The following is a 15,686-nucleotide window of genomic DNA, read 5'->3' as shown; positions in this document are numbered from 1 at the left end:
CCAAATGGAGCGGTTTACAGTCCCCAGGCGATCAGCGATGATCGTGCCGCACTCTCACGTCTTGTTACATTCCAGTTGAATGGCCGCCGCTGAACCCCTCGTCAAAGATAGCGCTTCGATCGCCCTGCCCGGGCTCGCACGCGCCCTGATCTCCGCCGGCAAGCTGCCCGCGAAGACGGCGGAGGAGATCTATCAGAAGTCGACCAGCGGCCGCACCAGCTTCATCGCGGAGTTGACCGGCACGGGTGCCGTGTCGCCGGCCGACCTGGCCCACACCCTGTCGAGCGCCTTCGGCGCCCCGCTGCTCGACCTGGACGCGATCGACGCGCAGCGCCTGCCCAAGGACCTGCTCGACCCGAAGCTGTGCCAGGCCTACCGCGTGGTGGTGCTGAGCAAGCGCAACAACCGCCTCATCGTCGCGACGGCCGATCCGTCGGACCAGCAGGCGGTCGAGAAGATCAAGTTCGCGTCCCAGATGGGCGTGGACTGGGTGATCGCGGAGTACGACAAGCTCTCGCGCATGGTCGAGGCCGCGGCCGTGAGCGCCTCCGAGACCATCGACAGCATCGTCGGCGTCGAGTTCGAGTTCGACGACTCCACGATCCAGGACACCCCCGCCGACTCGAACGACTCGGCCAGCGCCGAGGTCGAAGACGCGCCGGTCGTGCGCTTCCTGCACAAGATGCTGCTCGACGCCTTCAGCATGCGGGCGTCGGACATCCACTTCGAGCCCTACGAGCACCAGTACCGGGTGCGCTTCCGCGTCGACGGCGAACTGCGCGAAGTCGCGACGCCACCCACCGTCATCAAGGAGAAGCTGGCTTCGCGGATCAAGGTGATCTCGCGGCTGGACATTTCCGAGAAGCGCGTGCCGCAAGACGGCCGAATGAAGCTCAAGATCGGCCCCGACCGGGTCATCGACTTCCGGGTCAGCACCCTGCCCACGCTCTTCGGCGAAAAGATCGTCGTGCGTATCCTCGACCCCAGCAGCGCCCGCATGGGCATCGACGCGCTGGGCTACGACACCGTCGAGAAAGAGCGGCTGCTCGACGCGATCGGCCGTCCCTACGGCATGGTGCTGGTGACGGGCCCGACGGGCTCGGGCAAGACCGTCTCGCTCTATACCTGCCTGAACCTGCTGAACAAGCCCGGCGTCAACATCGCGACCGCCGAGGACCCCTCCGAAATCAACATGCCGGGCGTGAACCAGGTCAACGTCAACGACAAGGCGGGCCTGACCTTCGCGACCGCGCTGCGCGCCTTCCTGCGGCAGGATCCGGACATCATCATGGTCGGCGAAATCCGCGACCTCGAAACCGCCGACATCGCGATCAAGGCCGCGCAGACCGGCCACCTGGTGCTGTCGACCCTGCACACCAACGACGCCCCGACCACGTTGACGCGGATGCGCAACATGGGCATCGCGCCTTTCAACATCGCGTCCAGCGTGATCCTCATCACCGCACAGCGGCTGGCGCGCCGGCTTTGCCCGGTGTGCAAGGCACCGTCCGAGGTTCCCAAGGAAGCGCTGATCGACGCCGGCTACCGCGACGACGAGATCGACGGCACCTGGAAGGCCTACAAGCCGGTCGGCTGCCCCGCCTGCAACGGCGGCTACAAGGGCCGCGTGGGCATCTACCAGGTGATGCCGATCTCTGAAGAGATCCAGAAGATCATCCTGCGCGACGGCAGCGCCCTCGAGATCGCGCACCAGGCCGAGTCCGAGGGCGTGCGCTCGCTGCGCCGGTCGGGTCTGCACAAGGTCATGCAGGGGCTCACCTCGCTCGAGGAAGTGCTCGCGGTGACCAACGAGTAAAGAAGCGGAGTTCGAATGGCAACGGCAGCAGCATCGCGGGTCACCCACAAGGAATTCATCTACGAGTGGGAAGGCAAGGACCGCAACGGCAAGGTGGTGCGCGGCGAGCTGCGCGCGGCCGGCGAGAACCAGGTACAGGCGGCGCTGCGTCGCCAGGGCGTGCTGGCCTCCAAGATCAAGAAGCGGCGCATGCGCGCCGGCAAGGCGATCAAGCCCAAGGACATCGCCATCTTCACGCGGCAGCTGGCCACCATGATGAAGGCCGGCGTCCCGCTGCTGCAGGCGTTCGACATCGTGGGCCGCGGCAACGCCAACCCCAGCGTGGCCAAGCTGCTCAACGACATCCGCAGCGACGTGGAAACCGGCACCTCGCTGTCGGCTGCCTTCCGCAAGTTTCCCAAGTACTTCGACAGCCTCTATTGCAACCTGGTCGAGGCCGGCGAGGCCGCCGGTATCCTGGAAGAGCTGCTCGACCGCCTCGCGACTTACATGGAGAAGACCGAGGCCATCAAGTCGAAGATCAAGTCGGCGCTGATGTACCCCACCTCGGTGGTCGTGGTCGCCTTCGTGGTGGTGGCGATCATCATGATCTTCGTGATCCCGGCTTTCAAGCAGGTGTTCACCTCCTTCGGTGCCGACCTGCCGGCGCCGACGCTCTTCGTCATGGCGATGAGCGAATTCTTCGTCGCCTACTGGTGGCTGATCTTCGGCGTGATCGGCGGCGGCCTGTACTTCTTCTTCCAGGCCTGGAAGCGTAACGAGAAGGTCCAGCGCTTCATGGACCGCCTGCTGCTGCGCATTCCGATCTTCGGCAAGCTGATCGACAAGTCCTGCGTCGCCCGCTGGACGCGCACCCTGGCCACCATGTTCGCCGCGGGCGTGCCGCTGGTCGAAGCGCTCGACTCGGTGGGCGGTGCGTCGGGCAACACGGTGTATTCGGACGCCACCGTCAAGATCCAGCAGGAAGTGTCGACCGGCACCAGCCTGACAACGGCCATGACCAATGCCAACCTGTTCCCCTCGATGGTGCTGCAGATGACGGCCATCGGCGAGGAATCGGGCTCCATCGACCACATGCTGGGCAAGGCGGCCGATTTCTACGAGTCCGAGGTCGACGACATGGTCGCCGGTCTTTCGAGCCTGATGGAGCCGATCATCATCGTGTTCCTGGGCGTCATCATCGGCGGCATCGTGGTCTCGATGTACCTGCCCATCTTCAAGCTCGGCCAGGTCGTCTGATGCTGGTGTCGCAGGGGGTGGACGCCGCGCTGGCCGGCGTGCTGGGGCTCACGGTCGGCAGCTTCCTCAACGTGGTCATCCACCGCCTGCCGAAGATGATGGAGCGCCAGTGGGCCGCCGACTGTGCCGAGCTCCAGGCCGGCGGTGCCGAGGCTGCCGTGGCAGCCACCGCTGCCCCTGCCGCTCCCGCAAAAGGCGCGGACCAACCCGACGACGCGCAAGAGCCCTTCAATCTGATGGTGCCGCGCTCGCGCTGCCCGCACTGCGGCCACGCGATCCGCTGGTACGAGAACCTGCCGGTCCTGAGCTACCTCTTCCTTCGCGGCAAATGCGCCTCGTGCAGGGCGCCGATCAGCCTGCGCTATCCGCTGGTCGAACTCGTCACGGCGGCGCTTTTCGCATGGTGCGTGTGGCGCATGCCCGGCCAGTTCGGCGGCCTCGCGTGGTGCGGTTTCTCCGCTGCGCTGCTCACTGCCGCGCTGATCGACTGGGACACCACGTACCTGCCCGACGACATCACGCTGCCTCTGCTATGGGGCGGCCTGCTGGCTGCGATCGCGGGCTTCACCGGGGTCAGCCTGGCCAATGCGGTCTGGGGCGCGGTGGCGGGCTACCTGTCGCTGTGGGCCGTCTACTGGCTCTTCAAGCTGACCACCGGCAAAGAGGGCATGGGCTATGGCGACTTCAAGCTCTTCGCGGCCTTCGGCGCCTGGTTCGGCTGGCAGGCGCTGGTGCCGATCATCCTGATGGCTTCGGTGATCGGCGTGGTCATCGGCCTCATCCTCAAATTCAACAGCAGCCTGCGCGAAGGCGGCTACGTGCCCTTCGGGCCCTTCCTTGCCGGCGCCGGCTTCACGGCGATGATCTTCGGCCCGGAAGCGATCCTGCGCACGGTCGGGCTTTGACGGGGCAGACGCCCATGCGCATCGGCCTCACCGGCGGCATCGGCAGCGGCAAGAGCACCGTCGCGGCCATGCTGGTCGACGGCGGCGCGACGCTGATCGACACCGACGCCATCGCGCGCGCCATCACGCAACCGGGCGGCGCGGCGATGCCTGCGGTCGAGGCCGCCTTCGGCGCTGCGGTGGTCGCCGCCGACGGCAGCATGGACCGCACGCGGATGCGCGAGCTGGTGTTCGCAGACCCTTCGGCCAAGCAACGACTCGAATCCATCCTGCACCCCATCATCGGGATCGAATGCGAAGCCAGGGCCACGGCCGCGGGGCCCGGGCTGATCGTCTTCGACGTGCCTCTGCTGGTCGAATCGAAGCGCTGGCGCGCACGCGTCGAGCGGGTGCTGGTGGTCGATGCGACCGAAGAAACCCAGCTGCAGCGCGTGGTCGCGCGGTCGGGCTGGGCGCCCGACGCGGTGCGCGCCGTGATCGCGCAGCAGGCCACGCGGCGCGCACGCCAGGCGGCCGCCGACGCGGTGATCTTCAACGAAGGCCTGTCGATCGAGGAACTCCGCCTGGAGGTCCGCGCTCTACCTTGGTGCTGAGACCCGCCCCGGCACGACGATAATGCGGGGTTTGCCGCTGCAGCGGCGCCCCCTGACCAGAAGAAAACGGCGCACCAGGCCTCGACGCCACGGGCACCCCAGCCTGCGCCCCACCTGAGATGCTTTTCAATTCGCACGCGTTTCTCTTCGTCTATTTCCCGATCGTCCTGCTGGCCTTCTTCTGGATCGGCAAACGCAACGTGCGTGCCGCGGCCGGCTTTCTCGCCCTGGCCTCGCTCTTTTTCTACGGGTGGTGGAGCGTCAAGGCGATGCCGCTGCTCATCGCCTCGATCTGCATCAACTACTGGTTCGGATTGCGGCTGACACCGGCGCCGGGCTGCGACGACGCGCGTCGCAAGCGGCTCCTGATCGCGGCGCTGGCCGTCAACCTGACGGTGCTCGCGATCTTCAAGTACGCGAACTTCTTCCTCGCCAACGTCAATGCCGGCATCGAGGCCGCCGGCTTCACGCCGATGGAGCTGCTGCACATCGCGCTGCCGATCGGCATCTCGTTCTACACCTTCACGCAGATCGCCTTCCTGGTCGACTGCTGGCAGGGCAAGGTGCACGAGCGCAGCTTCGTGCACTACGCGCTGTTCGTCACCTACTTCCCGCACCTCATCGCGGGCCCGGTGCTGCATCACGCGCAGATGATGCCGCAGTTCGCCAACCCGTCGACCTACAGGCCCGACGCGAACAAGATCGCGGTGGGGCTGGCGATCTTCAGCTTCGGCCTGGCCAAGAAGCTGCTGATCGCGGACCCGATGGGCCAGTATTCGGACCTGGTGTTCAACGGTGCGCACCAAGGTATCGCGCCCACGCTGTACACGGCCTGGTTCGGGGTTCTCGCATACACGCTGCAGATCTACTTCGACTTTTCGGGCTATTCGGACATGGCGGTCGGCCTGTCGCTGTGCCTGGGCGTGCAGTTGCCGCTCAACTTCCGTTCGCCTTACAAGTCGACCAACATCATCGAGTTCTGGCGCCGCTGGCACATCTCGTTGTCGACCTTCCTGCGCGACTACCTCTACGTGCCGCTGGGCGGCAACCGCAAGGGCCCGGCCCGGCGCTACCTGAACCTGTTTCTCACGATGCTGCTGGGCGGGCTCTGGCACGGCGCCGCCTGGACCTTCGTGATCTGGGGCGCGCTGCACGGGGCCTACCTGATGGTCAACCACCTCTGGAACAGCAAGGTGCGGCGCAACGTCCCGCCGGGCCGCATCGCCAAGGTCTTCGGCTGGCTGCTCACTTTCCTGTGCGTGATGATCGCCTGGGTCGTGTTTCGCGCCGAGGGCATGCACACCGCCATCGCGATCTACAAGGGCATGCTGGGCCTGAACGGCGCGCCGCCGACGGCTTTCAACGAGATGGGCCTCATGCCCTACCGCAAGAACGACTTCTTCAAGACCATGCTGGTGGGCCTGGCGATCTGCCTGGCGCTGCCACCTGCCATCACGCTTGAGCGCTGGGTGCCGCATCCGCAATCGGTGGTCGGCCATCGCGTGATGGCGGCCAGTTCGACGGTCTTCATCGCCGCCAGCACCTTCGTGCTGTTCGCCTGGGCGGTTTCGAAGCTGGGCGGTTACAGCCCCTTCCTGTACTTCCAATTCTGAAGCGCCCGACATGACGCTCGCAAAGATCTGGCTGCGCATCTTCGTCACGGGCTACGTGCTGGTGTTCGTGATGTGGCTCGTTTCGCTGACCACGCTCCCGCCCTACGGCGACCTGACCCGCATCGGCCACCTGGCCGAGGAAGACTTCGGCTGGACCAAGCCGGCCCCGACCGTCGACAAATCCCTGCTGAAGGCTTCGCCGGTCGGCGAGGCCGACGTGCTGGTCATCGGCGACAGCTTCTCCATGACGCTCTATTGGCAGGCCTCGCTGGTGAAATCCGGCTACCGGGTCGCCACTACCTACTGGGGCCAATACGGCACGGTGATGTGCAAGGACTTCGACCAGTGGATCCAGCGCTCGGGCTTCAAGGGCAAGCTGATCATCTTCCAGAGCGTCGAGCGCCTGCTGGACGAACGCACCGTCACGGGCCAGACCTGCGACAAGGTGGTGAAGCCGCTGGAAGCACGGCTCGAGCCCTTCGTGGCGCCCGCCAAGCTGCCGGGACCGGATGCGCTGCCCAACTGGACCGCGCGCTTCGACACGGGACCGGAGTCCTACTACAACTCCTGGCGGGCGATGCGGTCCCCGAAGGAACTCGAATTCAACAAGAACACGCGGGTGCGGGCGCTGCCGAACGGCTGCAGCTACTTCTCGCACAAGGCTTGCGAAAAGCTGCCGATCTTTTCGGACGACGTCCGCAACGGCCCGCTGACCATGGGCACGCTGGAGCGCATCAAGGCCTTCAAGCAAAGCCACACCGCCATCCCGCAGATGTGGATCGTGATTCCCAACAAGAACACCACCTACCTGCAGCCCGACTTCTCGAAAGACTTCGAAGCCGGCTTCCGCGAGGCACGCCTGGGCCCCGATGTGTATGCCTTCGCGCGCGAGGCCTATCCGAAGGTCATGGACTTCTATTTTCCCAACGACACCCACCTGTCCATGCACGGCCAATTGGCGCTGGGCGAGTTCATGCTGGCCGCCGTGCGCGATGTGCTGCCGGTTCCGCCTGCGAAATCGCCCTGAAGGGCTATCATGTCCCGACGGGAACCCCGACAGAAACGCGCGTGATCCTCTACGAGTACCCCTTCAACGAGCGCATCCGGACCTATCTCCGGCTGGAGCACCTGCTGCGCCGGCTTGGCGAACTGGTGCCGGCCGAATCGCCGCTGTCCCACCACTACGCCCTGGTCACGATCTTCGAGATCATGGACGTGGCCGCCCGCGCCGACCTCAAGGCCGACGTGCTGCGCGACCTGGACAAGCAGAAGAACATCTTCAACAGCTACCGCGGCAACCCGGCCATCTCCGAGGCCGTGCTCGACCAGGTGGTCGGCAAGCTCGAGCACAACTTCTCGACGATGAACACCATCCCGGGCAAGGCCGGCCAGGCGCTCACCGAGAACGAGTGGCTGATGGGCATCCGCAGCCGCGCCAGCATCCCGGGCGGCACCTGCGAATTCGATCTGCCGGCCTACTACGCCTGGCAGCACCGCCCCGCGTCCGAGCGCCGGGCCGGGCTGGAACGCTGGTCGGCCACGCTCGCGCCGCTGGCCGAGTCCATCTACCTGCTGCTGAAGCTGCTTCGCGACACCGACGTGCCCTACAAGGTCATCGCCACCCGAGGCCAGTTCCAGCAGCCGCTGCCCCAGGGCCGCACCTTCCAGTTGCTGCGCTTGCGCATCGACCCCCGCCTCGGGCTCATTCCCGAGATCAGCGGCAACCGGCTCATGGTGTCGGTGCGCCTGATGCGCCACGAGGCCGACGACCGCCTGCATCACAGCACGGAAGACGCGCCTTTCGAGCTCACCCTCTGCGCCTGAGGCCGGCATGGTGAGCAAGAAGACCCCGTCGGGCGAGCGTGTCGTGCGCTGCCCCGCCTGCGGCAACGACAGCATCTACGCGCCCAGCAACCCGTATCGCCCGTTCTGCAGCGCGCGCTGCAAGGGCATCGATCTCGGCGCGTGGGCCAACGAGGAATTCCGCATGCCGGCGGAAGCGCCGCCGGAAGACGAGCCTTTCGGCGATCCGAAGATTCAGTAGGTTCAGTCGAGCGCGCCCGCCAGGCCGCGCTCGTGCGCCAGCCAGTCGAGCACCGGCATCGCGCCGGGCAGCACCGGCGCCACCGTCAGCGGAAGCTGCTGCCAGCACATCGCCTGGCCCTCGCGCATCTCGAAGTCGCCATGCCAGGCGCGCACCTTGCACCAATGAAGGCGCACCAGTGCGTGCGGGTAGTCGTGCTCAGTGGTCTTCCAGACCTCGGCTCCGGCGATGGTGATGCCCAGCTCTTCGTGCAGCTCGCGGCGCAGCGCCTGCTCGACCGATTCGCCCTGCTCGATCTTGCCGCCCGGAAACTCCCAGTAGCCCGCATAGGGCTTGCCCTCCGGCCGGGTCGACAGCAGCAGCGCGTCGTCCGCTTCGCGGATCAGGATGCCGACCGCCACCTCGGTGTGCTTGCGCGCCTCGGCCATCGCCGTGCTCAATGCCTGCCGGCGTAGTCGCGGGCGAACTGGTAGGCGACGCGGCCGCTGCGCGATCCGCGTTCCAGTGCCCAGACCAGCGCTTCGGGCCGCGCCGACTCGATGGTCTTCGCGTCGACGCCGAACGAAGAGAGCCACTGCGCGACGATCGCGAGGTACTCGTTCTGGCTGAAGGGGTAAAAGCTCACCCAGAGGCCGAAGCGCTCCGACAGCGAGATCTTTTCTTCGATGACCTCGCCCGGATGGACTTCGCCGTCCTCGGTGTGGGTGTAGCTGAGGTTGTCCTTCATGTACTCGGGCAGCAGGTGGCGACGGTTGCTGGTCGCGTAGATCAGCACGTTGGGCGTGGATGCAGCCACCGAGCCGTCGAGGATGGACTTGAGCGCCTTGTAGCCCGGCTCGCCTTCGTCGAAGCTCAGGTCGTCGCTGAAGACAATGAACTTCTCCGGCCGCTGCGAGACCACCTCGACGATGTCGGGCAGATCGGTCAGCTCAGCCTTGTCGACCTCGATCAGGCGCAGGCCCTGCGGCGCGTAGGCATGCAGGCAGGCGCGGATCAGCGACGATTTGCCGGTGCCGCGCGCGCCCGTCAGCAGCACGTTGTTGGCCGGCTTGCCTTCGACGAACTGGCGGGTGTTGCGCTCGATCTTTTCCTTCTGGACGTCGATTTCCTTGAGCGAATCCAGCGGCATCTGGGCCAGGTGGCGCACCGGCTCCAGCGTACCGTGGCCCGAGCTGCGACGGCGGTAGCGCCAGGCGATGGCAGCGTTCCAGTCGGCGGGGGCCGCGAGCGGCTGGGGCAGGATGGATTCGATGCGGGTGATCAGTTGCTCGGCGCGCTCGATCAGCTTTTCGAATTTCTCGTTCATACCAGGGGAAGGCCTCAGGAGCGATAGTCGGCGTTGATGGACACGTAGTCGTGGCTCAGGTCGCAGGTCCAGACCGTGTCGGCCGCGCTGCCGCGCCCGAGCACGATGCGCACGGTGATCTCGCTCTGCTTCATCACGCGCTGGCCGTCTTCTTCGCGGTAACTCGGGTTGCGGCCACCCTTGACCGCCACGTGCACGTCGTCGAGGAACAGGTCGATGCCGGTCTGGTCGAGGTCGGCAATGCCCGCATAGCCGACCGCCGCGAGGATGCGCCCCAAGTTCGGGTCGCTTGCATAGAAGGCCGTCTTGACCAGCGGCGAATGCGCCACCGCATAGGCGACCTGCCGGCATTCGGCGCCATCGCGGCCGCCCTCCACCTGCACGGTGATGAACTTGGTCGCGCCTTCGCCGTCGCGCACGATGGCCTGCGCGAGCTGGCGGGCCACGGCCTGCATCGCATCGACCAGCGCGCGGCCGTCGGCCGAATCGAGCGAATCGATGGTCGCGTGGGCGGCCTTCTGCGTCGCGATGACCACGAACGAGTCGTTGGTGGACGTATCGCCGTCGATCGTCACGCGGTTGAACGAGGCGTCCGCCAGCGCCTTGGCCAGCGGCTGCACCAGCGCCGGCGCGATCTTCGCGTCGGTGGCCAGGAAGCCCAGCATGGTCGCCATGTTGGGCCGGATCATGCCGGCGCCCTTGCTGATGCCGCTGATGGTGACCGTGGCGCCGCCGATCTGCACCTGGCGGCTGGCCGCCTTCGGCACCGTGTCGGTGGTCATGATGCCCTCGGCGGCGCGCGCCCAGTGGGCGGGCTGCGCGTCGGCCAGCGCGGCGGGAAGGCCCGCCTCGATGCGGTCGATGGGCAGCGGCTCCATGATCACGCCGGTGGAGAAGGGCAGGATCTGCTCCGGCGCCAGCTCCAGCTTGCGGGCCAGCGCGATGCAGGTGGCACGCGTGCGCGCCAGCCCGTCTTCGCCCGTGCCGGCGTTGGCATTGCCGGTGTTGATCAGCATCGCGCGGATGCCGAAATCCTTCTGCAGATGCTCGCGGCAGACCTGCACGGGCGCGGCGCAGAAGCGGTTCTGCGTGAACACGCCGCCGACCGCAGCGCCCTCGTCGATCAGCACCACCGTCAGGTCCTTGCGATTGGCCTTGCGCACGCCAGCTTCGGCGACGCCGATGCGGATGCCGGGCACTGCATGCAGCGCGGCTGGATCGGGAGCGGAGAGATTCACGGGCATGGGAACTTACTTTCTCTGCGAATTCGATCGACGAATCAGTTGGCGCCTGGGACCAGCTTCAGGTGAGCTTGCCGTGGCACTGCTTGAACTTCTTTCCGCTGCCGCACGGACAGGGGTCGTTGCGGCCGACGCGCGCGAAGGCGGCGGCGCCTGCCGGCAAGCTGGAACCGGCGGCCGCCAGGCGACGCTGGCTTTCTTCGTCGACGCGCACTTCCACCTCACCGGTTTCGGTCGGCGCGCTGTAGGTGATGTTGGCGAGGTTCTCGCCGCGGCTCTCCATGGCTTCGGCGGCCTCTTCGAGCTGCTCGCTGGATTGCACGCGCACCGTCATCAACTGGCGCGTGACCTCGTTCTTGACCGAGTCGAGCAGCTGGCCGAAGAGCTCGAAGGCTTCGCGCTTGTATTCCTGCTTGGGCTGCTTCTGCGCGTAGCCGCGCAGGTGGATGCCCTGGCGCAGATAGTCGAGCGACGCCAGGTGCTCGCGCCAGTGGGTGTCGATGCTCTGCAGCAGCACCATGCGCTCGAACTGGGTGAAGTTCTCCTGTCCGATCAGCGCCACCTTCGCGTTGAAGGCCTCGTTGGCCGCGGTGCCCACCTTTTCGACGATGTCTTCGTCGCCCATGGCGGTGGCCGCCTCCACCTCTTTCTGCAGCGGGATGTCGATGCCCCAATCGGTGGCGAGCGTCTTCTCGAGGCCGGCCAGGTCCCATTGCTCTTCGACCGATTCGGCGGGCACGTACTGCCGCACCAGGTCGGTGAAACAGCCCTCGCGCAGCGCCTCGATCTGCGCCGTCAGGTCGCCGGCATCGAGGATGTCGTTGCGCTGTTGGTAGATCACCTTGCGCTGGTCGTTCGACACGTCGTCGTATTCGAGCAGCTGCTTGCGGATGTCGAAGTTGCGCGCCTCGACCTTGCGCTGCGCGCTCTCGATGCTGCGGGTGACGATGCCGGCCTCGATCGCCTCGCCCTCGGGCATCTTGAGGCGGTCCATGATGGCCTTGACGCGCTCGCCGGCAAAGATGCGCATCAGCGGATCGTCCAGCCCCAGATAGAAGCGCGAGGAGCCGGGATCGCCCTGGCGGCCGGAGCGGCCGCGCAGCTGGTTGTCGATGCGGCGCGACTCGTGGCGCTCGGTCGCGATGATGCGCAGGCCGCCGAGCGACTTCACGAACTCGTGGTCCTTGTCCCAATCGGCGCGCAGGCGCGCGATTTCGTCGGCGCGGGCGCTGGGGTCCTTGCTCTCGTCGGATTCGATCGCCTCGATCAGCTTGTCGATGTTGCCGCCGAGCACGATGTCGGTGCCGCGACCGGCCATGTTGGTGGCGATGGTGATCATCTTGGTACGACCCGCCTGCGCCACGATGTCGGCCTCGCGTGCATGCTGCTTGGCGTTGAGCACCTGATGCGGCAGCCCGGCCTGGGTCAGCAGGCCGTCGATGATCTCGGAGTTCTCGATCGACGAGGTGCCGACGAGCACGGGCTGGCCGCGCTCGTAGCATTCGCGGATGTCGCCGATCGCGGCCTCGTACTTCTCGCGGGTCGTCTTGTAGACGCGGTCGAGCTGGTCTTCGCGGCTGCTCTTCTTGTTGGGCGGGATGATCACGGTCTCGAGCCCGTAGATCTCCTGGAATTCGTAGGCCTCGGTGTCGGCCGTACCGGTCATGCCGGCCAGCTTGGCGTACAGGCGGAAGTAGTTCTGGAAGGTGATCGAGGCGAGGGTCTGGTTCTCGGCCTGGATCTGCACGCCCTCCTTGGCCTCCACGGCCTGGTGCAGGCCGTCGCTCCAGCGCCGGCCGGTCATCAGGCGGCCGGTGAACTCGTCGACGATCACCACCTCGCCCTGCTGCACCACGTAATGCTGGTCGCGGTGGTAGAGATGCCGCGCCCGCAGGGCGGCATTGAGGTGGTGCATCAGCGTGATGTTGGCGGGGTCGTAGAGCGAGGCGCCTTCGGGCAACAGCTGGAACTCGGAGAGAACCTGCTCGGCCTTCTCGTGGCCGTCTTCGGTCAGGAAGACCTGGTGGGTCTTCTCGTCGACGGTGAAGTCACCGGGCTTCGTGACGCCTTCGCCGGTGCGCGGATCGGCCTCGCCTTCCTGCTTGGTGAGCAGGGGCACGACCTTGTTGATGGCAAGGTAGAGGTCGGTGTGGTCTTCTGCCTGGCCGCTGATGATCAGCGGCGTGCGGGCCTCGTCGATCAGGATCGAATCGACCTCGTCGACGATCGCGTAATTGAGCCCGCGCTGAACACGGTCCTGCGTCTCGTAGACCATGTTGTCGCGCAGGTAGTCGAAGCCGTACTCGTTGTTGGTGCCGTAGGTGATGTCGCTGCCGTAGGCCTGCTGCTTCTCCTCGCGCGGCATTTGCGGCAGGTTGATGCCGACGCTGAGGCCGAGGAAGTTGTAGAGGCGGCCCATCCAGCGCGCGTCGCGGTTGGCCAGGTAATCGTTGACCGTGACCACGTGCACGCCTTTGCCGGTCAGCGCATTCAGGTAGACCGGAAGCGTGGCGGTGAGGGTCTTGCCCTCGCCGGTGCGCATTTCGGAGATCTTGCCGTGGTGCAGCGCCATGCCGCCGAGCAGCTGCACGTCGAAGTGGCGCATCTTCATCACGCGCTTGGAGCCCTCGCGCACGGTGGCGAAGGCTTCGGGCAGCAGGTCGTCGACGGTTTCGCCGCGGGCGAGGCGGTCCTTGAACTCTTGGGTCTTGGCACGCAGCGCTTCGTCGCTGAGCTTCTCCAAGCCGGCCTCGAGCGCATTGATGCGCTCGACGGTCTTGCGGTACTGCTTGAGGAGCCGGTCGTTGCGGCTGCCGAAGATCTGGGTCAGGAAGTTGGTGGCCATGCGAGCGGGTCGGCAGTGACCCCAGGGCAGGCGGGTACCGCGACCGAAATTCCTAAATAGTGAAAGCAGGTGGGCGCACTTGACGCAGAATCAACACGCCAGGCGCTGGAACCCGCCGGCGCGTACGCCGGCAAACCGGGCATTTTAGCCGCGCCTCTCCTTCCCCTTCACGCATGAACCGCCGTTTCCACCCTGTCACCTTGCAGCAGGCCGCAGAGGAGTCCCCGACCCTCGCCGGGTTGATGGCGCGCGTGCGCGATGCGGAAGAACGGCTGCAGGCGATCCGGGACTTGATCCCGCCCGAAATGCGTGCCGCCGTGCAGGCCGGGCCGGTGGAAAACGGCAGCTGGTGCCTGCTCGTGCACGGAAGCGCTGCGGCCGCCAAGCTGCGGCAACTGCTGCCGGCGCTGCAGCTTCGGTTGAAGTCGCGCGGCTGGGGCGACACGGCGCTGCGCCTCAAGGTGCTCGCACGCCGCTGAGGGAACGCGCCTCAGGGCGGACGCCTGCCTGCAGCGATCCGGTCGCGCACCATCCGTGCTGCGCGCCGATAAGTGCCGATCATGACGACCATCCCGATGAAGCCGTAGATCGTCAGCAAGAGCGCCGCCACCAGGAGCGCGGCGGGTAACTCGTAGCTGTGGGCCAGGATGGCCAGCGCCAGACATGCCAGCCAGAGGCAGGCCCAGCGAAGGATGTACATGTCCATGTAGCTCCTGAGCCAGATCGCATTCCGGTAATCGATTTCCGCGGCCTCCGCTTCGCTGGCGCCTGGCGGCATCGGCTCCAACATGCCGCGAGGCGACCAGAAGCGGTTCCAGAGCGATGCGGCGGCGGAGTTCATGTCCGCGAGTGTCTCAAAGCGCGGGCGTACTGGCGGCGAGGGGACTCGCAACTTGCCACGCCTGGTAGCACCACGGGATACCCTGCACATCCGCGGGCGGCTCGGGCGCATGCGCTGCCTACATTGGCTGCATGAAGCTGCTCACGACCATCCCCTTTCTCCCGCACGGCATGCTGCCGACGCCGCAGCCTGCCGATGAACTCGACGACGTGGAATGGCCGCAGCCATTGGCAGTGCGGGACGCGGGCCGTTGCCCGGCGCCGCTCGAGTGGCTGTTCGGCGCTTTTCTTCTCTGCATGGCGATCGTGGCGCTCCCCTTGGTGGGTATCCGCTGGACATTTCCGGAGGCCATGCGCCTTGGCGCTGCACTGGCGGATTCCGTGGTGCTGGCATTGCCGGTCGTCGTTCCACTCCCCTTTCTTTTCTTGGGCTGCGCCGCTGCCCTCATCCTCCAGCCCAGGGCGAGAACGCCCGGTGCGATGGCCGCCTTTGCCGGAGCCTTGACCATCGGCCTCGCCGGCATGCATGCGCTGCTGGCGTAGCGGAGGCGCGCGAAACATCCAATTACAATTCGCGCCCGTTTTGCTATGCCAGTTCAGTCATGTTCTTTCGTCATTTGCGCTCCAAGGGCGCACGCGCTGCGCTTCACCTGCGCATACCGATGACCCTGGTCATCGCCGGATTCGGGCTCACGGCGGCTGCCGGGGAGCATGAAGAAGTCGAACGGCTGATGCAGGCGGCCAAGCTCAAGGAAGCGCTGGTGCGCGCTGACAAATTTCTGCAGGACACGCCGCGCAGCCCGCAGATGCGCTTTCTGAAGGGCGTGATCCAACTCGATCTCGGCAAGCAGGCCGAGGCGATCGCCATCTTCACCCAGTTGACCCGCGATTCTCCGGAACTGCCCGAGCCATACAACAACCTGGCCGTCATTTACGCCAGCCAAGGCCAGATCGACAAGGCGCGCGCAATGCTCGAAACGGCGATGCGTACCAACCCCAGCTACAACGTCGCCTACGACAACCTGGCCGATGTCTATGCGCGCATGGCGGGCAGTGCCTATGACAAGGCGCTGCAGGTGGACCCGCCGGGCGGAGCAACGACCAACCCGCAACTCCGGCTGGCCCTGTTGCGAAGCGTGCTGCCTGCCGTCGCGCCGGCACCACCCGAAACGCTCGCAGCGGCGGGACCGGCGATCGCAACGCGCGCTGCATCCGGCGCCGTCCCCCCACCGCCCCCCTCCACG

Annotated in this window: 16 protein-coding genes; 11 read left to right on the top strand and 5 right to left on the bottom strand. The window is 66.2% G+C overall.

Going from position 1 to position 15,686, the window contains the following annotated elements:
• Positions 1-79 precede the first annotated feature (79 nt).
• The 8 genes from pilB to B0W80_RS19820 all read left to right on the top strand — a co-directional run bounded on the left by pilB (position 80) and on the right by B0W80_RS19820 (position 8,210).
• Positions 80-1,816: a type IV-A pilus assembly ATPase PilB gene (gene pilB / locus B0W80_RS19855; protein WP_077000884.1), complete on the top strand. Its 1,737-nt coding sequence runs from the start codon at positions 80-82 to the stop codon at positions 1,814-1,816.
• A 15-nt stretch (positions 1,817-1,831) separates the two neighbouring features.
• On the top strand, positions 1,832-3,055 hold the full coding sequence (locus tag B0W80_RS19850; RefSeq protein WP_077000883.1) for a type II secretion system F family protein: 1,224 nt from the start codon (positions 1,832-1,834) through the stop codon (positions 3,053-3,055).
• Entirely contained in the window at positions 3,055-3,960 is a 906-nt protein-coding gene (locus B0W80_RS19845; RefSeq protein WP_077000882.1) for an A24 family peptidase, read from the top strand. The genes B0W80_RS19850 and B0W80_RS19845 overlap by 1 nt, the downstream gene beginning before the upstream one ends.
• A gap of 14 nt (positions 3,961-3,974) precedes the next feature.
• Complete coding sequence (coaE, locus tag B0W80_RS19840) at positions 3,975-4,553, top strand: dephospho-CoA kinase (protein WP_077000916.1); 579 nt, start codon at positions 3,975-3,977, stop codon at positions 4,551-4,553.
• A gap of 119 nt (positions 4,554-4,672) precedes the next feature.
• Entirely contained in the window at positions 4,673-6,166 is a 1,494-nt protein-coding gene (locus B0W80_RS19835) for an MBOAT family protein (RefSeq protein ID WP_077000881.1), read from the top strand.
• Between the two features lie 10 nt (positions 6,167-6,176).
• A complete protein-coding gene (locus B0W80_RS19830) occupies positions 6,177-7,193 on the top strand; it encodes an HAD family hydrolase (RefSeq protein ID WP_077000880.1) in 1,017 nt (338 codons plus the stop codon).
• Positions 7,194-7,234: 41 nt separating this feature from the next.
• Complete coding sequence (gene zapD / locus B0W80_RS19825) at positions 7,235-7,990, top strand: cell division protein ZapD (RefSeq protein WP_077000879.1); 756 nt, start codon at positions 7,235-7,237, stop codon at positions 7,988-7,990.
• A gap of 10 nt (positions 7,991-8,000) precedes the next feature.
• Positions 8,001-8,210: a DNA gyrase inhibitor YacG gene (locus B0W80_RS19820; protein WP_256856631.1), complete on the top strand. Its 210-nt coding sequence runs from the start codon at positions 8,001-8,003 to the stop codon at positions 8,208-8,210.
• Between the two features lie 2 nt (positions 8,211-8,212).
• Here B0W80_RS19820 and B0W80_RS19815 read toward each other — a convergent pair whose 3' ends face one another.
• From B0W80_RS19815 to secA, 4 genes are read right to left on the bottom strand one after another with little or no spacing between them, the layout of a single operon-like run.
• Entirely contained in the window at positions 8,213-8,638 is a 426-nt protein-coding gene (locus B0W80_RS19815) for an NUDIX domain-containing protein (protein WP_077000877.1), read from the bottom strand.
• An 8-nt stretch (positions 8,639-8,646) separates the two neighbouring features.
• Positions 8,647-9,516 carry an ATP-binding protein gene (locus B0W80_RS19810; protein ID WP_077000876.1) on the bottom strand — a complete coding sequence of 290 codons (870 nt, stop codon included), beginning with the start codon at positions 9,514-9,516 and terminating at the stop codon, positions 8,647-8,649.
• 14 nt (positions 9,517-9,530) lie between these two features.
• Positions 9,531-10,760 (bottom strand): bifunctional glutamate N-acetyltransferase/amino-acid acetyltransferase ArgJ, encoded by a 1,230-nt coding sequence (argJ, locus tag B0W80_RS19805; RefSeq protein WP_077000875.1) that lies wholly within the window; start codon positions 10,758-10,760, stop codon positions 9,531-9,533.
• 58 nt (positions 10,761-10,818) lie between these two features.
• Positions 10,819-13,602, bottom strand: a complete 2,784-nt coding sequence (gene secA, locus B0W80_RS19800; RefSeq protein ID WP_077000874.1) for a preprotein translocase subunit SecA — start codon at positions 13,600-13,602, stop codon at positions 10,819-10,821.
• Between the two features lie 173 nt (positions 13,603-13,775).
• Between secA and B0W80_RS19795 the strand changes: the two genes are divergently transcribed.
• Positions 13,776-14,081 (top strand): hypothetical protein, encoded by a 306-nt coding sequence (locus B0W80_RS19795; RefSeq protein ID WP_077000873.1) that lies wholly within the window; start codon positions 13,776-13,778, stop codon positions 14,079-14,081.
• A gap of 11 nt (positions 14,082-14,092) precedes the next feature.
• On the opposite strand, the gene B0W80_RS19790 is transcribed toward B0W80_RS19795, so the two are convergent.
• Positions 14,093-14,443 carry a hypothetical protein gene (locus B0W80_RS19790; RefSeq protein WP_077000872.1) on the bottom strand — a complete coding sequence of 117 codons (351 nt, stop codon included), beginning with the start codon at positions 14,441-14,443 and terminating at the stop codon, positions 14,093-14,095.
• 131 nt (positions 14,444-14,574) lie between these two features.
• Here B0W80_RS19790 and B0W80_RS19785 point away from each other — a divergent pair, with 131 nt between their 5' ends.
• Both B0W80_RS19785 and B0W80_RS19780 read left to right on the top strand, forming a co-directional pair.
• Positions 14,575-14,985 carry a hypothetical protein gene (locus tag B0W80_RS19785; RefSeq protein ID WP_077000871.1) on the top strand — a complete coding sequence of 137 codons (411 nt, stop codon included), beginning with the start codon at positions 14,575-14,577 and terminating at the stop codon, positions 14,983-14,985.
• 119 nt (positions 14,986-15,104) lie between these two features.
• The coding region (locus B0W80_RS19780; RefSeq protein WP_256856630.1) for a tetratricopeptide repeat protein at positions 15,105-15,686 on the top strand (582 nt) is incomplete at its 3' end.

Source organism: Variovorax sp. KK3 (assembly GCF_001984055.1).
In the GTDB taxonomy this organism is placed as follows: domain Bacteria; phylum Pseudomonadota; class Gammaproteobacteria; order Burkholderiales; family Burkholderiaceae_C; genus Variovorax.
This window is presented reverse-complemented; position numbering and strand designations above follow the sequence as displayed.